This window comes from Pontiella sulfatireligans, from assembly GCF_900890705.1.
GTDB lineage: Bacteria > Verrucomicrobiota > Kiritimatiellia > Kiritimatiellales > Pontiellaceae > Pontiella > Pontiella sulfatireligans.
Genome location: NZ_CAAHFH010000002.1, coordinates 852902 through 877805 on the forward strand (window position 1 = coordinate 852902; position 24904 = coordinate 877805).

Sequence of the window (24904 nt, forward strand, 5' to 3'; positions counted from 1 at the left end):
ACACAACTTACAGCGCTTTCATTCCGTTCATGGCGGCGCGGAGGAATTCACCGACTTCCTCTACGAGGTGGTTGCGGATCTGGGAGTTGACTTCGACCAGCGTCTTGTTGTCGACGTGGTTGTCCTTAAGCTCCAGCCCTTTTCCGATGACGTCGGTGTCGATCAGCGCCATGAAGTCCTTGAGCAGCGGCTCGCAGGCATGGGCGAAAAGGTAGCATCCGTATTCGGCCGTGTCGGAAATGACAGCGTTCATTTCGTAGAGCTTCTTGCGCGCAATCGTGTTGGCGATCAGCGGCGTTTCGTGAAGCGACTCGTAGTAGGCCGATTCCGGCTCGATGCCGGCGTCAACCATCGCTTCAAATGCCAGCTCAACACCGGCCTTGACCATGGCGACCATCAGGATGCCCTTGTCGAAATATTCCTGCTCGGTGATCTCGGCGTCGGAGGCCGGGGTCTTCTCGAAAACGGTGTTGCCGGTTTCTTCACGCCAGCCCAGCAACTTCACATCGTTGTTGGCCCAATCTTCCATCATGGTGCGGGAGAACTCGCCGGAGAAAATATCGTCCATGTGCTTTTCGAAGAGCGGACGCATGATTTCCTTGAGGTCTTCGGCAATGTCGAACGCCTTGATCTTCGCCGGATTGGACAGGCGATCCATCATGTTGGTAATGCCGCCCTGCTTGAGTGCTTCGGTGATGGTTTCCCAGCCGTACTGGATGAACTTGACCGCCCAGTTGGCATCGATGCCTTCGGAGGTCATCTTGTCGAAGCAAAGCAGTGCGCCCGCCTGCAACATGCCGCAAAGGATGGTCTGCTCGCCCATGAGGTCGGATTTTACTTCCGCAACGAAGGAGGACTCGAGTACGCCGGCGCGGGCGCCGCCCTGTGCGAAGCAAAGGGCTTTGGCAATATCGAGGCCGTCGCTGTTCGGATCGTTTTCACCATGGACAGCAATGAGGGTCGGAACGCCGAAGCCGCGCTTGTATTCCTCACGCACTTCGGAACCAGGGGATTTCGGAGCAACCATGATTACGGTGAGGTCTTTGCGGATTTGGGTGCCTTCTTCAACAATGTTGAAGCCGTGGGCATAGCAGAAGGACGCGCCTTCCTTCATCAGCGGAACAACGTCGTGAACAACGGCGGTGTGCTGCTTGTCCGGCGTGAGGTTCATCACGATGTCGGCAGTCGGAAGCATTTCCTGGTAGGTGCCAACGGCGAAGCCGTTTTCTGAAGCATTGAGGAACGACTGGCGCTTCTCGGAAATGGCGCCCTCGCGCAGCGTGTAGGACACGTCGAGGCCACTGTCGCGCATGTTCAGGCCCTGATTGAGTCCCTGTGCACCGCAACCGATGATAACAATCTTTTTGCCTGCGGCATATTCACAGCCGTTGGCGAATTCTTCGGCATCCATGAAACGGCAGGTGCCGGCTTCCTGCAACTGACGGCGCAACGGCAGCGTATTGAAATAGTTCTTAGACATAGTTCACTCCTTGGTTGATTTGAATGGGCGGAACCTACTGGAACCCGATCGTTGCGTAAATTGAATTATTCGACACACAGCGTTGCTGATTATGAAACAACAAAAGCGTGAGCCTTGACGATTGAGGAGCCCCCGCTCGAGTCGGGTTTCGCGAGCCAACCATCACGCGCACAACTCGACTTCCGCGTAAGCTTTTGATCTAATGTTACACATATGGGCAAACCCAAAAAACATTACAAAAAAAACCGGGGCGGAGCTGGGCAAAACCGCGCCGAGACGGAAGCGTTTCTGAAAAAGAACCGCACCAAGCCGGACGTCATCGAAACGTCCAGTGGCCTGCAATACACGATCAAAGATCCAGGTACTGGAAAAAGCCCCGACGAGTGGAGCACAGTGGAAGTCAACCAACGCATCCTGCTCGTGAACGGCACCGTGATCAAGAATACCTACCACGGCACCGAAACCGATGTCTTCACGATGGCCGAGGCCATTGACGGTCTGAAGGAAGGATTGGCGCTGATGAAGGAAGGCGGCAAATTCCTCTTCGTCGTTCCGCCGGATCTTGCATGGGGAAAACGCGGCGCCGGCAGCAAGATTGGCCCCTACACCGCTCTCATCTTCGACATCCGCCTTGAAAAGGTGCTTTGAGACAGGACACTGGTTAATCAATCCACTCCTAAGCGGTAGAACATGTTCGTCGCCGAAAACACCTTGGAAGTCTCACTATTGAATACCGCCCCAGGTATCCCATACTGGAGAATGCTCCACGAGTCCGATGCGAGATCCATATTTGTAAGAATATAATACTCTGCACCTTTTACACCGTCCCACTCGATGACCGCCTCTTTCGGCGAAAGAATCTTGAAGTTTTTGATATGTGGGCGAGGCGCACCGCTCCGTCCCGTCACCTGACAGGCCGTTCCATAAGCCCCGGAAAAAACGAGATCGTTCGTAAACACGCCTATGGATCCCGCGGAAAAACGAACAAGAAAATCCTGCGTTTGGCTATGGACCAGGCTAAACGCAGTACTCGAAAGAATGCTGAGAGGCGACGAAACGGATGCGTTACCCGTGAGCGTACCGCCGCCATCGTTCCTTATGGTGAAAACCGTATTCGAACTTTGCCCAGCCTCCAGCCTTCCAAAATCGAAGCTACCGGGAGAAACATCAATGACGGGCTTTGAGTCAACCCAGACATTGTTCCAGATGAGATTGTAGCTGTTGCCGGCATGCTCGCCCCAGACCTTTAGGAAATAATTGCCTGGCGCGGGACAGACGACATCGATGAACTCCATATCGTGAGCCCCGACCGATGTCGCAACTAGATTCGTTTGGTCGTCGTACAGGTCGAGCATAATATCGCCTTCCACCCGGACGAAGGCCGCCGTGACAGTCAAGTGCTCGTAGCCGACCGGTTGGAGAACAAGGCGGTACCAGTCATCGTCGGCTTGGATTCCCGCTCCGGAAAAATCGGACAAGGGGATTCCCGGCCAGGGCGATCCTGGATACCAAGCTGTATCCAGCGAGTTGTTCTTTTCGTAGGCATCATCTTTGGCAATGGCGGCCCCGGCACGGGCGCTCACCATCGCCGAAAATTCACTCTCGCCATTTGCGTTATATGCCTTGACGGCAAGGTGGTAGAACTGCTCGGGAGAGAGGTGCGTAATGACCCCGTTTGTGACACCCCCGACGTCCGACCCGGACGCTGGCGTTCCGTCGTCGGCCGGATCAAACGGAGGATAGATATAGCCATCATCGTAATGGATCGTGTAGCCCGTCGCACCGGCACAGGAGTCCCAGCTCAGATCAATCGTGCCCGAGGCGCTGCCCGTTTGCGCAACGACATTGATCGGGGCGAAGGGAAGCGGCGGACGATTCGTGTAGGACAGGTCGTATTCAATCCCCATGTTCGAACCGGACACCTTCAAGAAATACCATCCGTTTGACGGAACGTTCAGCACCACAGATTCCGTAGATGCGCCAACAACATATCCTGTTTGCCCTGCCTCGGAATATTCATAGACCGACAAATCCAACACCCCTTCTGCCTGCTCGTAGGAGCAGGTAACGACCAATTGCCCACCTAGAGCCGTATCGACATAGCACCCATACCAGTCGTCGTCATACTGAAGTCCCGGCCCATCGATATTCGACAACGCCCCTCCAAGACTATTGGATGGCCACAGGTAGCTATACTGTATGATATCGTTCTGTATGCTATCGCCTTCGTAGACATCATCAGCAAAAAACCGGACCGGAAAGATCGTTATGGAGTCCGACCCATCGCCCCCGGTACGGTCATATTCAATCGCTACCTTAACTACGTAATCCGCATAGGTAACCCACCCAGGAACAGGCACAGACAGCGAAACGGCATCTACCTGTCCGGAGGAAACAGGGCCCCTTATACATGAGTATGCCAAAGTATAATCAAGCCATAGACTCCACTCCGCTAAAGACACCGCCACCGTATATTCGGGAATAGCGCCGCCGGCCACATGCACAACCTCGCAATCCAATTCCAGATTTGCGCCAACGGCGGCAGGCACATCCGTGGTCGTTGCAGCGGCCAGTTCCAGTTCCGGAGCCGCTAAAACGGAAATGCGTGGACTCGCGTCATAGGCCGCATTGTCGGCAGGGGTTTGCTCCTCATGACTTAAGTCAACGATGCCTCCCAGATAATACTCTCCTGGCGGCGTGTCTACAGGCACTGTGACAATGCACACATCCGAGGTGGTTGCCCCGGCAGGCAAATCGTGCCATGTTGAGTATCCACCTAGATCGATATCATCATCCGTGATCAGGGTATCGGAAGATAAATACAGAGAAAGGCGGTGTTGAAGGGCATCCAACGAACCTTGGTTGCGTATCCGGAATCCAGCCAACAAGTCATGGCCCGCAACCACGTCCACATCTGGTGCCATGATTTCTTCGAGAACCAAATCGGTCGGATAGGAAAAGCTAACCGGAACCAGATCGGCAACCTCTTCAGAAGCACCAACGTCTGCTCCAATAAAGTAATCGCCAGACAACCTCATCCATGGAAGACAAGCGGTGCCAACGAATTCATATTCTTCCCCCGGCGGAATCGCAGGGCAATTGGCCTCGCCGATCAGGATGTCGTTGTAGATATCAATGTCTGGATCATGCGACGCATAGAATTTTATGGTTTCGAGCTCCACATCGCCCGGCCCATTATTTTTAAGCTGAATCGTCACTTGAAACGGATGGTTCTTGTATAACGGCCCATCCTCCGCATCCACCGCCAGCAATTCCAGATCCCATCTGTCGCAAAACCGCACCGTTATCGGATCAAAACCCGTATTGTTCAACGCCACAGGATCATCTGCGTATTCCGACCGGACACCAACATAGTAATTTCCTTCCGCAATAATCGCCGGAGTAAAGGATCCCGGAGAAATCGTGTCCATAGTGAAAGGTTGGATCCAGTTTAATTCAATGGAACCCAGCAGCGGATCGGCGGCGGTAATAATTGGATCGGCAGAAGCATGGACATGGAGCGTCCAATCTATGCACCAATCCGGCCCATTGTTGGAAACCGCCACTTCGAAAGCAAGCTTGCTGCCATTGAGGTGCCTTTGCGCCTCACAGGCCACACTGACGATTTCGAGATCCGCTTCCGCCCCCCGACCAGTGGAAACCAGCATTCCCGACACTAAACCGACAAAACAGAAAATCCGGACAACCGCATGAGAAGCGATGTAGATGTATGATTTTGCATTCATGACACCTCCTATTTATCAACCTGATCCCGGGTTTTCCTTACACCCGGACCAATGAGCCGTCAACCCAGATATTAGCTTTAATTACGCAGAAAAATATGACTGTTCTGGTAAGGAATCCCTGTTTCTCCCATAGCCAAAGAATCAATGTGGAACACACAAAAGAACAACGCCGACAAGATTACCCGGTGCAAGGAATAAGCCCCGACGAGTGGAGCACAGTGGAAGTCAACCAACACATCCTGCTCGTGAACGGCACCATTATCAAAAACACCTACGATGGCACCGAAACCGATATCTTTACGATGGCCGAGGCCATCGACGGATTGAAGGAAGGCGGCAAATTCCTCTTCGTCGTTCCGCCCGACCTCGCCTGGGGCAAGCGCGACGACGGCAACAAAATCGGCCCCCACGCCGCGCTGATCTTCGATATCCGCCTAGAGAAGGTTACGTGAGACGTGAGCGCGTGAGCGCGTGAGAATCGTTTCCCAATGGCAGGAATCCCACAAGAATAATCACGGCTCAATCGTCACTCTTTACAATCGGCACGGTTCATCGTCACTTTTCACTTAATAGTCTTCCCGCGGACGCCGCTTTTCGGTATACAGATTGGCTTTTTGCACGACTCAGAATTTGTATGCCCCTAACTGTAAACCACAACGCCAAAATTGATATGCAGAACCCGTTGGAAGCCAACGGGGCAGACCCGTTTTCTGCTCGGGCGGTGCGCTCGTTCATGTCAAGAATCGGCAGCAGTCTGCTCTCCGCAACCGGCTTTGAGCCGGCCGAGGCGGACGAAGAGATCGAGGATTATGTGGACCCCGCGGAAGAAGCCGCCGAGGAGCAGCGCCTGCAACGCGAGCAACAGCTGGCCGACTGGCGGACCGAATTTCGATCCGCCCTCCACCAACGCCAAGTCCGCCAGGAAGCCTTCGCTAAAGCCAGAGCAGCCGCCAAGGAACGCGTACTAGCCGAAGCCCACACCATTCGCCAGAAACTGCATGCATCGGACAACGAACCCGCCCCCGCCACACGGGTCGTCGAGCCGGAACCGATCCAACTGGCCGAGCCCGAACCGGTAGAGCACGAGACGTTTCAGCCGGAGCCGGCTTCCTCTGAAGCCTATGCATTGCCCGGCACCGAGCTATTCGAAAAACCGGAAACCAACGAAATCATCTTTATCAACGCTGAAGAGCTCGAACAGCAAAAGCGCGCCGTTCAGGACACGCTCGACAACTTTGCGGTCGACGCCACGGTCTGGGACGCCATCGTTGGCCCGCGCGTAACGCAGCTACGGCTCAAGCCCGGCCTCGGCGTACGCGTAGAGTCCATCAGCTCGCTGAGCAACAACCTTGCGCTGGCGCTGGCGGCTGAAAGCCTTCGCATCCAGGCACCGATTCCCGGCATGCCCTACGTCGGCATCGAAATCCCCAACGGCAACACCGCCCCGCTCAACCTCGGACTGATGATGCGCTCCGAAGCGTGGCAAAAAACCAAGGCAGCCATTCCGCTCATGCTGGGCATGGAGCTCGGTGGCGGCCTGTGCATCACCGACCTCTCCGCCGCCCCGCACATACTCATTGCCGGCGCAACGGGCAGCGGCAAATCCGTCTGCATGAACACCATTCTGATGTGCTTGGCCAACCGCTTTACGCCCGACGAGCTGGAGCTGATCCTGATTGACCCAAAGCGCGTTGAATTCGGCGCCTACGAAAAACTTCCCCACCTCGTCCGGCCAGTGATCACCGAGCCCAAGCTGGTGGTGCCCGCCCTGCAGTGGGCCGTACGCGAAATGGAAGAACGCTACAAAACCATGGCCTCTGTCAGCGCGCGCAACATTGCCGGCTACAACGAAAAAATGGACGAGTTCGGCCTCAAGCGCATGCCCTTCCTCGTCATCATTATCGACGAGCTGGCGGACATCATGCTGACCACCGGCGCCGAAGTGGAAACCTCGCTCGCGCGCATTGCCCAGCTTTCCCGCGCCGTCGGCATTCATACGATCATTGCCACCCAGCGCCCGAGCGTGAACGTCATCACCGGCATGATTAAGGCCAACTTCCCAACGCGCATCGCCTTCAAGGTTTCGTCGCAGATCGACTCGCGCACCATCCTCGACGGGCGCGGCGCGGAAACGCTGCGCGGCAAAGGCGACATGCTCTTCAGCCCGCCCGGCATCGGCGTGCTGCAACGCGTTCAAGGCCCGTGGGTCACCGATGCAGAAATCGCGCGCATCGCGGGGCATTGCGCCGAACAGCGCGAGCAGCGGTTCAAGACTTCCATCACCGACCTCTCCCCCTGCGAGGGCGACGACAGCCACGCGCTGCGCGAAGCCGAAGAGGCCGATCCGCTGCTCGATCAAGCAATTGAAATTATTTTGCGCGACCAACGCGCTTCAACCTCCTATATTCAGCGCTGTCTTCGCGTTGGCTACAATCGCGCGGCCAACCTGATTGAAGAGCTGGAAGCAAAAGGCATCCTCGGCCCGCAAATCGGCAACACCCCGAGAGAGATATTGATTGAACGCTGAAACCTGAAACTTGAAACCTGAATTTTTGAATACGTAATACGCAGTACGAAATACGCCCTATGCCCGCACAGATTGAAAAAGACGAATTGCTCAAAGCCCTCCGCAAGGACGGGCCGCGCAAGGTTGTGCAGCAATACCGCCACAACCTGCTGCCGAGCCGCGTGCTGATCGATCTCTACAGCGAACACCCTGAACGCGACGTGCTGCTCTTTTTGGCGCTCTACCCCACCGTGCCGAGCCAGGTGCTCGAAGATTTGGGCGATGCCTGCCCCGACCCAGAAATCCAGGCCGCCGTGGCAACCAATCCGCGTTGCACTCACTTGTTGCTCGTGCGGATGGCCCGCGATGGCGGCGCACCGGTTCGCGCCGCGCTGGCCGCCAACAAACTGCAGAACACCAAGATTACCGCCAAGCTGCTAAACGATCCCGATCTATTTGTCCGCGCATCACTGGCGGGAAACGGCTCCATCACGGCGACCTACCGCACCGCCCTCGCGCTCGACCCCGAACCGGCCGTGCGCACGGCTCTCGCCGGAACGGCCAAGCTGCCGCCGGAACTGGTTCACACGCTTTCCTCGGACGAGAGCGCCGTGGTGCGCGCTAATTTATATGCCTACGGCAAAGTCGATGCGGATACCCTCTTGGGCTGGGCGCAGTCGGACGACCCCGAAGCCCAGCGCATGATGCTCAACCGGAACAAGCTCAGCCCAGAGATTGTAAAGGCGCTGAGCCTCAGTCCAGACCCTGTCGTGCAGAAAACCATCCTGCCGCTGTACGAACCCACCCCGCAGGAGCTGCTGGCCAAAGCCGAGTCGGAAAACGAAGCGTTGCGCTCCGAAGCCGCACGGCACGAAAAGCTACCAGCAGAAATCCAGCATCTTTTAGCCACCGACCCACTGGCGGAAGTCCGCGCCGCCTTGGCGGGCAATCCGGCCATCGAAGAAGAAGTGGCACTCTGCATTGCTGCTTCAAACGATCCCATCGCCTGCAAAGCGCTGGCCGGAAATCCGCAACTTCCAGAATCGGCAAAAACCGAACTCTGCCACCACGAGGCAGATGAGGTGCGCCTGCAAATGGCCTACCGCGATGATCTGGCCGGCGAGCAGCTCGACATTCTGGCGAATCAGCACAACGACCTTAACCTGATCGGCCATCTGGCCATGCGCGGCGTGGTCTTTGCCGGCACCAGTCCCGAGCGCCTCGAAGCGCTGCTGGTGCACAAGCGCCCGGCGTTGCGCATCTTTGCCGCCACGGCGCAACGGCTGACCCACGCACAGGTTCGCAAGCTTATGCGCGACGACTCGGCCAAGGTACGGCTGGCCCTGTGCACCAACCCCATTCTAACGCGCATGGCGCTGGAAGAACTTTCCAAGGATTGGAACAAAACGGTGGTTGCGGCCGCCCAGAAGCATCTCGAACAACTCCCGCCCGAAGGCGAAGAGGAAAACGATTTTGACGACGAGCAGGACGAACCCAGCCTCGTTTCCCGCATTGTACGTTTCTTTACTGATTAAACGGAGGAATCCAACATGGCAAAAAAACTAGTTAAACTAACCTTTCAGGACATTGTGCTGTCGGCCGATGCGGAGACGATCCGCGAAGCCTACGAAGCGCGCCTGAAGATCGACGAACTGCTGGTGAAGCGCGAAGAGGCCTACCGCCAAATCGAGGCCATCGAGCTGCAGGTTGAAGAGCTGGTCGGCGAAGAAGGACTCTTTGTCTATCCCGAGCCGCCTGTGCCCGTTGCCGGCTTCAGCAAACCCGCACCCGCCGCGCGCCCCGCGCCGCCCAAGCCGAAGCCCGAGCCGGAAGTGCCAGAGGAAGAAGAGGCCGAGACTGAAATCGCGGAAGAAGAAACCACCGACGAAAAATCCAAATAAACACAAAGGCACTAAGCGCACAAAGGACAGCCCCATTTTTTTGTGCCACTTGGAGACCTTGGTGCCTTCGTGTTTGAAATTCCCTATTGATGAACAACATCATCCAGATTAATCAGCTTCTGATGGAGCGCGAAGACCGCTTGGTCGAGGTATTCGACCTTGAGCGGCAGATCAACGCCGTCCTGGGCCAGCCCTTTCCGCTGACTCCGCCGGATGGCCTGCCGTCGCGCCAGAAGCGGAAGAAACCCAAGCGCAAGGCCGCGTCGCAAAAAGCGGCGACGGTGCGCCTGCGCAAGCTGGATGAAGATACCGAAGACGCCTACCGGATCATCTATCTGGACGGCGAAACGGAAAAGACGGAAATCCACACCGATCCGAAACCGCTGGCCACATTGGCCAACACAGCGCTTCCAAACATCACCGTTCAGCGCATCGAGACCGTAAAGGCCTCTCCGCCCGGGGAATGGGACTCGGTTGAAATACTGCATGCCCCCTAACGCAATGAAGGGACGACCCAAGAGTCGTCCCTTCACATATCTTAAGCGTTAGACACTCTATAGATTCCGGACATCCAGATGGGCGTCCAAGCGATCGCGCGCAACGTTCAGGGTTCGAACAAAGTCGTTTAAATAGAGCTCATTCTTGCCGCGCTTCCTCAGCGGAATAATCACCGGTTTCGGCGAACCGGTCAGCTTGCCCGGCAGCACGGAACAGATATCCGACTTCACCATAACCCCTATGAATTCGCCACGCTCCGTCAGCAAATAATCACCGGTCTTCGGCTTTTTCCCCTTTTGCGCCCTGACATTCAGATAGTCGCGCCCGAGCACCGGACTGATATCAACCTGTCCATATTCCTCTTCGTCGTCCGGACTGAACAGCAGCGCGGTTTGCAGGCGCTGCTCCTTCAAGCCCTGCATCGTAACCGGCACGAGAGCACCCGTTGCTTCTCCGACCGAGTGAACCAGGCAAACCTGTGGCTCAGCCGCCGGCACAATGACCGCATTCAGCGTTCCCGGCTTGGCCTCTCCAACCATCGGAGAAAGTACGCCTTTCACATCCGTGATGCTTTCCGAAAGCCCGCCGAAGAATGAGCGCTTCAATCCCAGCTCTTTAAATTCCGCCGGAACGAGCAGAAACTGATCGAGCTTCACCAACGGCATGACCAGCTCCTTGCTCGTTCGGAACGATTGGCCGTTGGCCGAGTTATACTCCGTATAGCTGATCTGCACCCGACGAAGCGCTTCTTCGCGCTGCACCCAGACCGACTTGGATTCTTCCTCGACGGCAGCCCGTTTCTCTTCTTGAAACTGTGCAATCTTTTCAGCATCGCCCTTTTTGCGTTCCTGCAGCGTCGCCATTGTTTCGCGCGTCTGAACCAGCTGTTCGGCCACCTGTTCGGTCTTGACCACCATTCGCTCTCGCTCTGCCATCGCCACTTGCGCCGTCGCCCGCGCCGAGGCCGCATCCGTGCGAGCCTCCGACAGTTCGGCCTCTTGGCCAGACAGCGTTACACTCAGAGCTTCAGCCCGTTCCTCAGCCAGCAACTGTGCCGCGCGAATCGCCATCATCTCCTGCTGCAGCGCCAAAACCTCGGAATCCTTGTCGCCCGCACTGCGTTCAGCTTCCTGTGCCAACAACTCAGCCTCCAAGGCCTTGTCTTCTGCGAGCTCCAGCCGGGCCAGAGCCGCATCGGTACGCGCTTTCGCTTCCAGCTCGCGCAGCGCCAACTCATGCGCACGAGCCTTTGCTTCGGCCTCCCGCAGTTCAAGCTCGCGCGTCCGCTCTTTCGCCAGCGCCGCCTGTTCGTTGACCAGCTCCGCTTCGCGCTTTGCCAGCGTGGCATCTGCACGCGCCCGTTCAGCCGCCAGCTCCATTGCGCGCAGCTTTTCAAGAACCTCGTCGGATTCCTCGCTTTCGCGTCCGGCCTTGGCTTCTGCAAGCGCCGCCTGATCCAGCGCCTTCTGCGCAATCGCGGAAGCCTCCTTCAGCTGAGTCTCCAGCCGAGAAATTTCATCCCGGAAGGACGCTTCGTTCCGCAGCCCTTCCTCTACCATCCGCGATATGCCGGATGTCGGCACGGGAATATTCGCTATGGTCCCGCCTCCCGCACGCTGCCGGGCCGTCAGGGCTAAAACCGACAGCACCATGACGTCAAGCATCACTATTAAAATTGATCGCCGCATAGCCCGCTCCCTATTCCGCCAAAGCCGGGCTCGTCAACAATTCCTGCTTAAACGGCGTGTTGTAACCGAGCCGCAGGATAACGGAAACAATAATCCCCATCGCCGTCGATGCATACGCAAACATTAACCCCGCATCCGGGAAGAAGGTAATCACGATAAAGCTTCCAACCGAACCGAGCAGTCCGAAATAGAGCGGCAAATCAAAATAGATGTCGATGGCTTCGAGCAGCTCCAGCTTCTTCGCGGCCCCGAAGTCTGACTTTTTCAATATTTTCATTTTCGCCAGCGCGGCAATCCATGCAAATATTTGAAGCATGGCCGAAACCAGCACCATCACCCAGGCCATCCGCTTCCCAACCTCCTGCGCAACCTCCTGCGCCTGCGCCACCATCTCCGGACTAATTGCCCCGATGCCTTCGGACGTCGGAACCTCACTCGGCTTTAATAGAAAAGAAATACCAATCGCCAGTGCGCCCGTTAGAGCCAAAACGCCTAGAAAAATAAAAAAACCTCGTAAAAACTTCATTTCACCCATCTCCTGTTGACGATCTATCATTATAGAAAAACCGTTGCAAGCTATCAAGAACAGGGGCGCAAATGCAATCCGATTACCCCGCGCCTTTAACCTTCCGTTTCGCAGGAGAGGATCATCGCCGCCAAATCATCCACAGATTTGGCGGCGATCCATTGGTCAATAAAGCTGGGATTTTCCGCGCGCCGTGCGATTTCGGCGAGGAAGCGCAGGTGTTGCGTCGGATTGCCGCGGCTGCCAAGCAGCAGGAAAACGGCATGAATGCCCTGGCCCGCCATGGGGAACTCCAAGCCTTGGATGCTGCGGGCGGCAACCATGTGGAAGCCCTCAACGTCGTTGAGAAGCAGATGGGGCAGCGCCACGCCGGCATCGGCCGGGGTTTCGCCCAAACGGTTGCGCTCCAGCAATGCACCTAAGATTAGGTCGCGCGAAATGCCGCTCTGCTTTGAAAGCAAACCCGCCCCGCGCCGGATCACCTCTTCCGAATCAATCCCGGGCTCTATCTCGATAAAGTCGGCCGACTGCACCACTTGATAAAAAGGATCGTCTTTGCGCAGGCCCCGTTCCTTCATGATTTCCCGCAGTTCGGTGCGCAGCCCCATCGCATCGGCATCGCGCTCCAACAGCCGCTCGCCCAACCGTTCCGCCATCTTGGCAACGGCACCGACCCGAGGCTCCACTCGCGGCCGGACATAGAGGTTGTGCCAGATCACTCCCATAGCCACGAGCCCCATGGCAAAGATGCTCGAAAGCAGCCCCATCTCGGGAATCAACACCACGGAGATCAGAATACCCACCACCTGGACGTAAGGATAGAGCGGACTCTTGAAGCCGGGGTCGTAGCTCTTGATGCCGCTTTCGCGCATGACAATCACCGAAATATTGACGAAGGCGAAAACCAGCAGCTGGAACGTGCTGGCCAACTTGGCAATACGCTCGAGCCCAGCCACCGAAACAATCAATAGGATCACAACGGACGTCAGTAGAATGGCGTTGTGCGGCGTTTTGAATTTTGAAAAACGGGAAAAGGCGTGCGGGATTACGCGATCGCGGCTCATGGCCAGCAAATAACGGCTGCCCGACATAATGCCGGCATTGGCCGTGGTGGCGAAGGCAAGGATCGCCGCAAGACTGATCAGGTGCTTTCCTGCCGGGCCGATGGATAAAGCGGCGGCATCGCTGAGCGGTGTGAGGGTCTGATAGAGCTGTTCTGCAGGAACCGTTCCCACCACCACCGCAACGACCGTTCCATACATAATGAGAATAACCAGCAACGAACAGAACATGCCCAGAGGAATATTACGGCCGGGATTTTTTATTTCTTCGGCCACACTGGCCACCTTGGTGAGCCCGATGTAGCTGATAAACACCAACGCCGCAGTTGGAAGAACCGCCCCGAAACCGTGTGGCGCGAACGGAACATACTGCGCCTGTTGGATCCCCGGGAGCCCCTTGATGACCAACAGAGTGAGAATAGACAGCAGCCCCGCCACCATCCCCACCTGCAGCTTAGAAGCCTCCTTAGCACCGACTATATTTGTCAGCGTGAAAACGACCCCGGCCACAATGGCCACCAGCTGCATCGGCAGATTGAGGTAGGAGGCAAGGTAAGCCCCGAAGCCAAGCAGCGCAATACTCGTTTTCAGGATGAGCGCCAACCAGACCCCAACCCCATCGACGGTGCCGAACATGCCGCCGAGACTGCGGCTGACAAAGAAATAGGTTCCGCCGGCGCGCGGCATTGCCGTTGCCATTTCGGCCATGGAAAGCATCGAAGGAATGATCAGCAGGCCTGAGAGCAAATATGCAACGATCACCGCCGGGCCGCATTTCGACGCCGCGATGCCCGGCAGCACAAACAGCCCCGAACTGATCATCGCGCCCGAACAAATGGCAAACACGTCGAGCAGTCCTAGTTGTTTCTGCAGTTTTCCGGCCATTGGCAACTCCGTTAATTCCGCCTTACTGCCGTATAGAGTACCAACTTGGTTCCTATTCGGCCAATTAAAAAACCAGCCTTGCTTGCGCGGTAACGGTTCTGCGTATGGATGCCGCAGCGGCTTGCACGAAAGCGCTTCGCGCCTAGATTTTTGTCCATTAACCGGGAGCAGCGCCGTTACTTAGACACATATCAATGGTTATGGTTAAGCCAATCCCGCTATTTGTTGCAGGACGATGGCGACCGGTTGGCAGAAACGCGCAGCGAGCGCATGCCCAACTTTAAAAAAGCGACAACCAAACATGACAAGCATGATCAACATCCGTTTCTTTTATTTTTGCATTTGCTTGGCGACGTTGCCGGGGTGCGCATTGATGCGGGACTTGCCCTACCGGGACCGACGGGCGGCGGCCGACAACGCTTTTGAGAACCAACAATACATCCTTGCGGCGGCGCGCTATGAATCCTTGCGCGACCGCTACCCCGACACCGTCCGGCGCGAAGAGATGCTCTTGCGCCAAGGCGTGTCGCTGTATTCGGTCTCAAGCTACCATAGCGCCCGCGACGTCTTCATTGACTATATTAAAGAGTATCCGCGTGGATACTATTTGGAAAACGCCAAGGACTACATCAAGAAAATCGACGTGCTGATGTCGAATGCCACGCCGGCGGCGGCCCAAAAGCTCGCCGAAGCGAAAGCAAAGTCGGATTTGGATGCCCTGAACAAGCTGCTGACGGAGCACCCGACCGACTGGCGCGTATACGAAGCCATCGGCGACGCGCATTGGAGGCTAGGCAACTACGACAAGGCGGTGGACTGCTACTACAAGGCACACCATATTGTTTCGGCCTACGAAGAGCGCAACCTGAACAATGGGAAGCTGATTCTCGACGATTCGGGACAGCCTGTTCCGGTGAACCCGTACATTCTGAAGGAAATGGAGATCGAGAAACACCCGGTGAGAGTCTACGACCTGCATGCCTATACCTCCCGCAACCAACGCGACAGGGTAGGAGGCGAAATCCAGTTCTACAACCTCACCGGCAGCCTGCGCAACCAAGGCAAGCAATTGCTGCGCAATGTCGAGGTGGAGGTGCGCTACAAGGACATTGGCAGAAACACGCTCGATGTCGAGTATGTCAAAATCGGCTCGTTGGGTCCGGGCGAAGTACGAGCGTTTTTGTCGCAGGCCGACAACTACGATAATTTGTACAACATTGTGGACCACGAAGTAGAAGTTCACTGGCAGCAATAACACATGCCAGCCAAAGAAATTTTATGAAGATTTTGACTACAGGAAAACCGGCAGCCGGATCGTGGCTCGGGGCGTTTTTGGCCTTGGGCTGCTTGGTGCCGGAAGCCAGGGCAATAGATGAGCGCCCCCAAGTGCGCATCGAGGCTCGCGTGCTTGAATGGCAGCGCAGCGGCTCGCTGGACGTGGATTTTGCGGTGGCCTACCAGCGCAACTCGGACAGCGACTCGAACGTGGATAGCGCCAGCCTGACGTTGACGCCAAACCAGCCCCTGACTTCAGCCGCACGTATCTTTTTCGACGACTTGGAGACATCGGCAGGAAATTTCGAAGCGGTGATCGAAACCTTGGAGACCGCAGGGTCGGTGCATATTCTCAGCAAGCCCTACAATGTGGTGACCTCGGCCGAAATCCCCGAATCCGAATTCAACATTTTGAAAGAGTCCTCACCCGACTATACGGCCACCTTGAGCAACGTAACCGAAATCCCCTACGAAAGCGCCAAGGTGGCTGGCCAGAATCTGGTATCGGTGACTGAATACCAAAAATCGGGCGTTTCGCTGGAGGTCAGCGTTCAGAAAGTGATCGAAAACAACCTGATCGTGCTGACCATGGACATGAACGTATCCGACGTCACGGGTTTCGTGAACGTAGGCCTGAATAAACAAAAAGAACCCATGCGCGTGCCTACGGTGGACCGGCGGTCGATCAAAAGCCGGGTGATCGTGCCCGACGGACAGATCTTCATTGCAGGCCTGATGAAAACCACGCAGCAAATTGAAATGCGGCGCGGCATTCCGTGGCTTGGCGAACTGCCGTTGCTGAAATACATCTTTTCCAGCACCCGCACCATCGACATGGAAAACGAGTTGGTGTTTCTCGTGAAAGCCGAGATTCTGACTCCCTACAAGCCCTACTTCGGAGAAGAGGAAGGCGCGGGTGAAAAACAATGAAGCGCATAGCTTGCATAGGTGCGTCCTGGATTTTGGCAGCGGCCTGCGCCGTCGCCGCGCAAACCGACCAGCAAAGCAGCGCGGAAGTGCTGGCCCACCTCAAAAAACTGCCCCAAAGCAAACCCTTTGCATTCCCTCTCGAAAAGAGCGGCAAACCGGCGCTGAAGGAAAATCCCATTCCTGAAAAGATGCGCTACAAAAACAAGCTCGACTGGCACATGGTAGCGATCGAGGCGCTGGTGGTTGAAGTGAACGAGGAACGGACACGCCAACTGGGGTTTACCTACGGCCTCTCGCAAACCTCCGACTCGAGCTCGCTGGACGGAGCGAACGTGAGCTTAGGCTCACAAAAATTGGGCCTGACCTCCGTACCCCTACTCGCAACGAGCCCCGACGGCTCCACCAGCATCAGCTTCGCCGACCGCATGCCCGGCCTGGGCATCAGCCTGTCGGGCATCGATGTGGACTCCTCCGTGGTTGCCGCGCAACTGCGCATGCTGCTCGACCGCGGCGAAGCCGTTATACGAACGCGTCCGATTGGCGTGGCGCTCAACAAGACCGAGGTGTCCATCGAGACCGTCGACGAGATCCCTTATGTAGACCTGGACAGCAAGGGCAAGCTTGTGGTCGCCAAAAAGGCGGCGGGGGTCAAGCTGAAGGTCACGCCAACCATCGTGCCTGACCATCCGGGGGCGGTAACGCTCGACATTTCAAATATCGAAATTTCCACCGCTTCCAGTTTCATTACGTTGCAAAACATCAACAGGCCGGTGCTCAATGTTTCAAAAACCCACACCAAGATCACGCTGCGCGAAGGCGAAACCTTCATCATCGGCGGCCTAAAAACCAGACGCAAGGCGATCGAGGAAGACAGGATACCCATCCTAGGGCGCATCCCAATGATTAAATGGCTGTTTACCAGCCGCAACGAAGTGGAACGGAACATGGATGTGCTGTTCTTCATCACCCCCAACATCCTTGCTCCTGGTGAAAACTTCCTATTGCCCTACGACTTCAAGAACCAGGAGCCGCTGGGCCTAAACGAAAGCACGAACCGGTAAACCTGACGGCTTCTTGTCGCGCAACACGAAAAAAGCCTGCCCCGAAAAGGCAGGCCATTCCCAACCGCACTCTTTCTTGACGGACTATTCCGCTTCGAGTTGCGCGGCAATTTCGTCGGAGATGTCGAAGTTGGAGTAGACATCTTGAACGTCGTCGAGCTCTTCGAGCGCATCGATGAAGCGCATGATGGAATTCGCCTTATTCAAATCGGTGACTTCAACCACCAGATCGGGAATCAGCGTAATTTCGGATTCGGCCATGTCGATCCCGGCTTTGGTGATGGCATCAGACACCGCATCGAAATCGTTAGGGTCGGTAATGACTTCGAACTGGTCGCCGTCGGTCTTCAGATCTTCCCCGCCCGCTTCGAGCACGAGATCCATCAGGGTATCCTCGTCGGTCTTGTCCTTGTCGATGAAGATCTGGCCCTTGCGCTGGAACATACGGCTGACGGCACCCTGGTCGGCCATGTTAGCGCCGGCCTTGGTGAAGGCATGGCGCACTTCGGCGATCGAACGGTTTTTATTGTCGGTCAGGACCTTCACCACCACGGCAACGCCGCCGGCGGCGTAACCCTCGTAGGAGCCCTCTTCGAGCTGCCCGCCTTCGAGTTCACCCGTGCCCTTTTTGATGGCGCGGTCGATGTTGTCCTTCGGCATCGAAACGCCTTTGGCTTTCTGCACCAGTGCACGCAGCGAAATATTGTCGTCCACGTTTCCGCCGCCGGCGCTGGCCGCCACCATGATATCTTTTCCGATTTTACTGAAAATCTTGCCGCGGGCAGCGTCAGCCCGGCCCTTACGGTGTTTAATATTTGCCCACTTGCTATGTCCTGACATTGCTCAAATCTCCGTGTTGTTTGCGTGAAACGTGAGGCGTGATTTCCCGATCACGACTCAATCGTCACTCGTCACTTTTTTATCCAATCTTAACCTTCGCAAAACCGCGCTTCCCGGAACGGATGATCATTCCATCCTCCGGAACAATCTGTGCGCGGTCGTCGCTGACTTTTTCGTCGTTGATCTTTACTGCCCCCTGCTTAATGAGGCGGCGCGCCTCGCCGTTGCTCTTGGCGAGTCCGGCCTGAACCATCAGGCTCAGCAGGCCGGTCTCTTCGGCGGACAAGACCACTTCCGGAATCTCGTCCGGCAAATCTTTGTTTCTAAAAATTCGAATAAATTCAGCTGAGGCATCTTCAGCCGCTTCAGCACCATGAAAGCGGGCAACAACCCGCTTACCCAAAATGTCTTTCATTTCACGAGGATGCGTTGCCCCACTCTCCACAGCACTCTTCCACTCTTCAACTTTTGAACTTGGAACTTGTGCAACATAAGAAAAATATTTCCACATCAGGGCGTCCGGCACGCTCATGAGCTTGCCGTACATGTCGCGCGGGGCTTCATCGATGCCGACATAGTTATTGAGGCTCTTGCTCATTTTCTGAACGCCGTCGAGGCCTTCGATGAGCGGAAGGGTCATAACGCACTGCGGCGGCTGCCCCATCACCTTCTGCAGCTCACGGCCGAGCAGCAGGTTGAAAAGCTGGTCGGTGCCGCCGAGTTCGAGGTCGGCTTCGACCATGACGGAGTCGTAGGCCTGCACAAGCGGATAGAGAAATTCCACCATCGAGATCGGCTGGTTGGCGGCGTAGCGCTTGGAAAAATCATCGCGGGCGAGCATCTGCGCCACGGTCACGTGGGCGGAAAGACGGATGACATCGGAAAAGTCCATTTTACCGCACCATTCGGAATTAAAGCGGATCTCCGTCTTGTCCTTATCGAGAATCTTGAAGATCTGTTCCTGGTAGGACTTGGCGTTTACGGTTACCTGCTCCTTGGTCAGCGGTTTCCGCGTTTGCGACTTGCCGGATGGATCGCCGATCATGCCGGTAAAGTCGCCAATGATGAAGACAACGGTGTGGCCGGCATCCTGAAACTCGCGCAGCTTGTTCAGCCCGACCACGTGCCCGAGATGGATGTCCGGAGCGGACGGGTCGGCGCCGTATTTGATGCGCAGGCCGCGTCCTTCGGACTGGGCCTTTTCGAGCTTCTTTTTAAGGTCGTCGCGCGAAAAGAAATCAACGGCGCGCGCCGACAGGAAATCCAATTGTTCTTCAATATTCATTTTATTCGTCCAAATAACAGTTTCCCCACATGGGAAAGAAAGCGCGCATTTAGCCATAAAACCTGCGGGAAGTCACAGGAAAACCCGAGGGAAATCCTCAGGTTGGACTGTAATTTTACGGTTGTTGGCGGATGCGCCCGCCTAAACGCTCCGGTGCCATTCAGTTTATGGCAACTCACCTAGATTCAAGGCACCATCTCAGCCTTGAGCCGCATGAAGCCGTTGGTGGTGAACGGAAAGCTCGCTTCCCAGGTTTCCTGTTCAGCGGTTTCTCCGGTTTTTTGGAGCGTCATGCCTGTGCTCGACCACGCGCCTGCATCAGACAGGGCCTCGGTATGTTCCGGGAAAACGGTTACATCAGAAACGCCTTTGGCCTTTTGATAGGTCACGACAAAGGCCGCGGCATTCGTCGGCGTTCCGGATACCACGGCATAGTCGAACAGATTGCTTACATAGGTGCCGGACGGCAGACCGCAGGCATATTTCATAAGGTTGGCAATGCCGTCGCCGTCGGGGCGGTCGGCCTGGCCACGCTGGCCGGGATCGGCAATGCCCGCAGACCAGCCATCGAAACCGACTGGGATTTCTTCAACCACGGCATAAAGCGTAGAGTTGCTCGTGAACAAACCGGACACCGAGGTTGTGCCATCCCCCCAAACAGACACGTCCGATGCATTCAGACTAGAGGAAAGACTTCCCGAAGCGGTTGCCAGCGCGACGGTACCGGCGAAATAGTTTCCGCCGGCATCAATCGTCCAGTCGCAGCCGCTGTTAAGCGTTAGGCTGCTCCCGCTCAGAACGCTTCCCGACTGCGTAGTGATGCGGCTTCCAGCCAAAGCCACGAATCCAGAAACCTGCAACTGGGCCGGGACATAAACTGCGACGTTCATCCCCGAACTCAGCACCCAGGTTGCACCGTTCACCGACAGCGCACCACCTTCGACCACGACACCGCCAAGAAACTCACCAGATTCACTCAACAATATATTACCGGAACCCTCTGCCTGGTACAGGGACTCGATCATGGGCGAACCGGACAGCGCAATGTTGTTTACACCAGCCAACCGAACCAGGTCGAAGCTCCCTCCGGAAATTGATGCAGATGAATTATTCAAACACAGTCCAGCACCGTCATATTCTCCGTAATAGGCCTCTCCTCCAGAAAACACGCCACCCGTAATGGAAACCGAAGCATTATATGCTTCCACTCCATTGCCACCATCTGTGGTAGCGCCATAACCGGAATCTCCTCCGGTAAATAAACCGCCGGAGATCGTGGCTATAGCCCCCTGTTCTAGGAACAGCCCCGCGCCGCCATCGGATACAGACGCAGAGTCAAAGGCAAGTCCGCCATTGCCTCCGGCAAACAGGCCGTCGGTTATGAGCAATTGCCCTGTTCCCAGAGATCCTTCAACCCAAGCACCATGCCCGCCGCCAACGTCGACTAAGGTATACCCAAGGCCATCGGCCTCGCCGCCGTCTCCGCCAATGAACTGCCCTCCGTTCAGTTGAATGGAATGCCGCATGTTGTTGATTGCCACAAAGCCGCTTCCTCCACGAGCATTCCCCGTCGCCCCAAACACGTCAGAAAAGAGATTCCCCCCATTTCCGCCCATCGCCGTCATGTTATCGAGAACCAGGCTGGATGCCGTTGGACTGGTGAATTCTATGCCATTGCCCCCGACCACGCTGGCCGCGCTGGAACTGGTATTCTGCAAGGAAATCCCCTTGCCTCCCACTGCGGTAAAGCTGGGGTTCGATGCTGCCAAAGAGACCGTGTCTATATTTTCCAGCGAGAGCCCAGATCCCCCATCTTTCCCAGTGAACAAGCAGTCATAAACCTGCAAACCGCCAAAGCTCCCAATAGTCGCTGAGGCGCTTCCCGCATCGCTCACAAAGGTCTTATTGCTGAGAATCAAAGGATCGGCGCCCACCCCAATATTCACATAGCCCAGCTCAAGTGCAGGGTGCTTGATGACGATATCGAAAGAATCGCTCTTGGTGATTCCTCCGTCTGAATAGCTCGCCGAAACAGTAGCCTCTTCGAGCACTTCAACCTCGCTCGCGATCAGCTCGCCGACGGCATCAATGCTCCCGACTGCTCCCGAAGCACTCCACTGCACCGCATCAGTCACATTGCTCTGGCTTCCGCCCGTATAAAAGGCCGTGCAGGTATAGTTGTTGGTACTGCCGCCATCCACGGTCGCAGGACCGGAAATCGTGATGGAGGAAAGCTCAACCGATGGCACTGGCTGATAGGCGGCCTCTAGCCACAAATCGAACGGTGGCATGGTTACCGTCAGCACAGGATTATTCCAATTGCTCCAGTAGTACATCAATTGATCATAATCACCGACATCATATTCCAAGTAGTTAAGAAAATCATTAAAACCCCCGCCCCACCCGGCAAACTCCATGCCGGCAGACGGCGCATCCGCTACAACGGAAACCTCAATGCCTTCGTCATAATAGCCGCTGCCGGTTCCTGATGTTATATCCAAAAAATATGCTCCACCCCCGCTTCCGAGCGGATAACTCATTTCAGGAGACCAAGCGAAGGCGCCTATACCCAAGTCGTCTGCATACTCAACCTCAACCATAACCTGTAAGCTTGCAAATGCAATTTCGAGGCGGTTGGTGACTGAAACCATTCCCAAGATTTCATCCCCTTCCCCGACGAACTCCCACGGAACTGCAGACCAGTTCCCAAAAACAGGATCTTCATTCACATAAATCGTGTAGGCCAAATCGGCATCAGTCCGGCGTTCGGCATGAACCAAATAGAGCCATTCGGCACCATCTGCATTCACCACGGACAACTCCGGCTCAACCCCTCTATAGGAACCATCTACAGGATTGCCATCAAATGCATATTCAAGCAGGTTGACCGCATCATCAAAGTCATCATCCCCACACGCATCGGGCGTAACCGGCCATATACCACACCAAGCCTCGAATCCTCCACCCCTCACGCTGGACAGCCCCATGCACAAAAACGCCAACATACACACAAACGCTCTTATCTTCATTTAATACCTCGCTCCTAAATGGTTACGACACCACCAACAACATAAACGCTTGAATAGAACTCACATGATGACGAATTACTGATTCAGAGCACACGTTTTAAATGTACCTATATAAAAAGACTTTTCAATCTATATAAACACAAAAAAGCCCGCCGGTTGGGGCGGGCTTTTTTATGCATTGAAGAGACGAAGCCTACTCGGCTTTTTTGTCTTCTTCTTTGTCTTCGCCTTCTTCTTTGTCTTCGCCTTCTTCTTTATCTCCGCTCTTGGTGGCATCACCCGGATGCCACTCTTCGAGCTTGTCGCCGAAGGCGCTATCAAACGCACCGGCGAGGTTGACGAGCTCGGCTCCAGGCTGGAGGCCTTCGAGCATCTCTTCGCGGACTTCGAAGTCGGCGTCTTCGACGCTGGCGGCCTTGACGCTCAGACCGATGCGGTGTTCAACCGGATCAACCTTCACCACACGGGCTTCGATGGTGTCGCCCACGTTCATCACGTCTTTAACACGCTCAACATGGTCGTCGGAGATCTGACTGATGTGCACCAGGCCATCAATGCCTTCTTCGATTTCGACGAATGCGCCGAACGAGGAGATCTTCGTAACGATGCCGCTGACTTTTGCGCCAATCGGATAGCGGTCGACAATGCCGGCCCACGGATCGTCCTGAGCCTGCTTGAGGCCGAGGCTGATGCGCTGGCTGTTGGAGTCGATTTCGAGAACGACGGTTTCGACTTCTTCGCCCTTCTTAAGGACTTCGGAAGGATGGTTGACCTTGCGGGTCCAAGACATGTCGGACACGTGGATCATGCCGTCAACGCCTTCTTCGAGCTCCACGAACGCGCCGTAGGAGGTAAAGTTGCGAACCTGGCCCTGGACGAGCGATCCAATCGGATACTTGCCGGCCACGACTTCCCAAGGATTGTCTTCGGTCTGACGCATGCCGAGCGAGATCTTCTTGTCGTCGGTGCTGACATTAAGAACCACAGCATCGACTTCGTCGCCCACGTTAAGAACGTCGGCCGCACGCTGGATGCGCTTGGTCCAAGACATTTCGGAAACGTGTACGAGACCTTCAACACCCTCTTCGAGCTCAACAAACGCACCGTACGGAGCGAGGTTGACGACTTTGCCGTGTACACGGGCGCCAATCGGGTAGCGGGCTTCGATTTCCTGCCACGGATTGTCCATGGTCTGCTTGAGCCCGAGGCTGATGCGCTCTTTCTCGAGATCGATTTCGAGAATCATCACTTCGAGCTCGTCGCCCACCTTCAGGATTTCGGAAGGATGGTTGATGCGGCCCCAAGTCATGTCGGTGACATGCAACAGGCCGTCGATGCCGTTGAGATCGACGAATGCACCGAAGTCGGTGATGTTCTTGACCTGACCCTTGCGGAGCTCGCCGGTCTGGATTTCCGCCAAGATCTTGCGACGGCCTTCGCGACGGGACTCTTCGATGAGTTCGCGGCGGGAAACAACGATGTTCTTGCGCTCAAGGTTAATCTTGAGGATGCGGAACTGATAGGTCTTGCCCATGTGTTCTTCGGGATTGCGGACCGGAGTGACATCGAGTTGGGAGCCGGGGAGGAACGCATCCACACCCACGTCGACAATGAAGCCGCCCTTGACGATGTTCTTGATGGTGCCTTCAACGACGCTGCCTTCTTCGCATTCGTTGACGACATAGTCCCATGCGCGCTGCTGTTCGGCGCGGCGCTTACTGATGACGATCATGCCCTCTTTGTCCTCGAGCTGCTCGAGGAATACTTCGACTTCCTGCCCGATTGGATCCTCTTCGAGATCCTTGAATTCCTGGGCGGAAATGATGCCTTCGGATTTGTATCCAATGTCAATAAGCACATCGCCGTCGATGACACTGAGGATTTTCCCGGGAACGATAGACCCTTCGGTGAAGTTCTTGAGGGTTTCGTCGTACATTGCTTCCATGGCTGCGTTGTCCACACCCACGTTTGTGTTGGTTGTTAATTCCATACGATTAAAGCGGGAACACACGCTCCCTGGCCTTTTGTTGTTTTTATGTTTCAAAAGGAAAGCGCCAGCCGCTCGGCCGGAACACACCTCCCCCGTAAATAAGCGCGTCATAGTAGACGTATCCCCCTGTCATGCAAGCTGTAAATAAAGAAAAACCATGCCCCTCAAAACCTGGCGAGACGCCGGCTTTGCTGGGCAAAAAA

The 24904-nt window shown here is 55.8% G+C and carries 19 protein-coding genes; 10 read left to right on the top strand and 9 right to left on the bottom strand.

Annotated features, from left to right (window positions below; translation table 11 throughout):
* Positions 1–7: 7 nt before the first annotated feature.
* Positions 8–1480, bottom strand: coding sequence for a ketol-acid reductoisomerase (gene ilvC, locus SCARR_RS16570; RefSeq protein ID WP_136062782.1), 1473 nt, complete (start codon positions 1478–1480; stop codon positions 8–10).
* A gap of 213 nt (positions 1481–1693) precedes the next feature.
* On the opposite strand from ilvC, the gene SCARR_RS16575 reads away from it, so the two are divergent.
* Positions 1694–2128 carry an FKBP-type peptidyl-prolyl cis-trans isomerase gene (locus tag SCARR_RS16575; RefSeq protein WP_136062783.1) on the top strand — a complete coding sequence of 145 codons (435 nt, stop codon included), beginning with the start codon at positions 1694–1696 and terminating at the stop codon, positions 2126–2128.
* A gap of 17 nt (positions 2129–2145) precedes the next feature.
* On the opposite strand, the gene SCARR_RS16580 is transcribed toward SCARR_RS16575, so the two are convergent.
* Positions 2146–5226: a hypothetical protein gene (locus tag SCARR_RS16580; protein WP_136062784.1), complete on the bottom strand. Its 3081-nt coding sequence runs from the start codon at positions 5224–5226 to the stop codon at positions 2146–2148.
* Between the two features lie 185 nt (positions 5227–5411).
* Here SCARR_RS16580 and SCARR_RS16585 point away from each other — a divergent pair, with 185 nt between their 5' ends.
* The 5 genes from SCARR_RS16585 to SCARR_RS16605 all read left to right on the top strand — a co-directional run bounded on the left by SCARR_RS16585 (position 5412) and on the right by SCARR_RS16605 (position 10130).
* The gene (locus tag SCARR_RS16585; protein WP_168433379.1) at positions 5412–5678 is read left to right on the top strand and encodes an FKBP-type peptidyl-prolyl cis-trans isomerase; all 267 of its coding nucleotides are present in this window, start codon (positions 5412–5414) and stop codon (positions 5676–5678) included.
* Positions 5679–5860: 182 nt separating this feature from the next.
* Positions 5861–7753: a DNA translocase FtsK gene (locus SCARR_RS16590; protein ID WP_136062786.1), complete on the top strand. Its 1893-nt coding sequence runs from the start codon at positions 5861–5863 to the stop codon at positions 7751–7753.
* A 59-nt stretch (positions 7754–7812) separates the two neighbouring features.
* Complete coding sequence (locus SCARR_RS16595) at positions 7813–9267, top strand: hypothetical protein (protein ID WP_136062787.1); 1455 nt, start codon at positions 7813–7815, stop codon at positions 9265–9267.
* Positions 9268–9282: 15 nt separating this feature from the next.
* Positions 9283–9633 (top strand): hypothetical protein, encoded by a 351-nt coding sequence (locus tag SCARR_RS16600; RefSeq protein WP_136062788.1) that lies wholly within the window; start codon positions 9283–9285, stop codon positions 9631–9633.
* Between the two features lie 89 nt (positions 9634–9722).
* Positions 9723–10130 carry a hypothetical protein gene (locus tag SCARR_RS16605; protein WP_136062789.1) on the top strand — a complete coding sequence of 136 codons (408 nt, stop codon included), beginning with the start codon at positions 9723–9725 and terminating at the stop codon, positions 10128–10130.
* A 57-nt stretch (positions 10131–10187) separates the two neighbouring features.
* On the opposite strand, the gene SCARR_RS16610 is transcribed toward SCARR_RS16605, so the two are convergent.
* The 3 genes from SCARR_RS16610 to SCARR_RS16620 all read right to left on the bottom strand — a co-directional run bounded on the left by SCARR_RS16610 (position 10188) and on the right by SCARR_RS16620 (position 14291).
* Positions 10188–11819: a coiled-coil domain-containing protein gene (locus tag SCARR_RS16610; protein ID WP_136062790.1), complete on the bottom strand. Its 1632-nt coding sequence runs from the start codon at positions 11817–11819 to the stop codon at positions 10188–10190.
* A gap of 10 nt (positions 11820–11829) precedes the next feature.
* Complete coding sequence (locus SCARR_RS16615) at positions 11830–12345, bottom strand: hypothetical protein (RefSeq protein ID WP_136062791.1); 516 nt, start codon at positions 12343–12345, stop codon at positions 11830–11832.
* A 95-nt stretch (positions 12346–12440) separates the two neighbouring features.
* Positions 12441–14291 (bottom strand): amino acid permease, encoded by a 1851-nt coding sequence (locus SCARR_RS16620; protein WP_136062792.1) that lies wholly within the window; start codon positions 14289–14291, stop codon positions 12441–12443.
* Between the two features lie 108 nt (positions 14292–14399).
* Between SCARR_RS16620 and SCARR_RS16625 the strand changes: the two genes are divergently transcribed.
* Genes SCARR_RS16625 through SCARR_RS16640 form a run of 4 tightly spaced genes read left to right on the top strand, consistent with a single transcriptional unit; the run spans position 14400 to position 17557 of the window.
* Complete coding sequence (locus SCARR_RS16625; protein ID WP_136062793.1) at positions 14400–14717, top strand: hypothetical protein; 318 nt, start codon at positions 14400–14402, stop codon at positions 14715–14717.
* Positions 14665–15546: a tetratricopeptide repeat protein gene (locus tag SCARR_RS16630; RefSeq protein WP_136062794.1), complete on the top strand. Its 882-nt coding sequence runs from the start codon at positions 14665–14667 to the stop codon at positions 15544–15546. Before SCARR_RS16625 ends, SCARR_RS16630 begins: the two co-directional genes overlap by 53 nt.
* Positions 15547–15569: 23 nt before the next feature.
* Positions 15570–16496 (top strand): type II secretion system protein GspD, encoded by a 927-nt coding sequence (locus tag SCARR_RS16635; RefSeq protein ID WP_136062795.1) that lies wholly within the window; start codon positions 15570–15572, stop codon positions 16494–16496.
* The gene (locus tag SCARR_RS16640; RefSeq protein ID WP_136062796.1) at positions 16493–17557 is read left to right on the top strand and encodes a type II secretion system protein GspD; all 1065 of its coding nucleotides are present in this window, start codon (positions 16493–16495) and stop codon (positions 17555–17557) included. Before SCARR_RS16635 ends, SCARR_RS16640 begins: the two co-directional genes overlap by 4 nt.
* A gap of 84 nt (positions 17558–17641) precedes the next feature.
* Here the strand turns inward: SCARR_RS16640 and SCARR_RS16645 are convergent, their stop codons facing one another.
* The 4 genes from SCARR_RS16645 to rpsA all read right to left on the bottom strand — a co-directional run bounded on the left by SCARR_RS16645 (position 17642) and on the right by rpsA (position 24656).
* Positions 17642–18397: a YebC/PmpR family DNA-binding transcriptional regulator gene (locus SCARR_RS16645; protein ID WP_136062797.1), complete on the bottom strand. Its 756-nt coding sequence runs from the start codon at positions 18395–18397 to the stop codon at positions 17642–17644.
* A gap of 79 nt (positions 18398–18476) precedes the next feature.
* Positions 18477–19682 carry a tyrosine--tRNA ligase gene (tyrS, locus tag SCARR_RS16650; RefSeq protein ID WP_136062798.1) on the bottom strand — a complete coding sequence of 402 codons (1206 nt, stop codon included), beginning with the start codon at positions 19680–19682 and terminating at the stop codon, positions 18477–18479.
* A gap of 185 nt (positions 19683–19867) precedes the next feature.
* Positions 19868–22711, bottom strand: coding sequence for an autotransporter outer membrane beta-barrel domain-containing protein (locus tag SCARR_RS16655; protein WP_136062799.1), 2844 nt, complete (start codon positions 22709–22711; stop codon positions 19868–19870).
* 193 nt (positions 22712–22904) lie between these two features.
* Positions 22905–24656, bottom strand: a complete 1752-nt coding sequence (rpsA, locus tag SCARR_RS16660) for a 30S ribosomal protein S1 (RefSeq protein WP_136062800.1) — start codon at positions 24654–24656, stop codon at positions 22905–22907.
* Between the last annotated feature and the right edge of the window lie 248 nt (positions 24657–24904).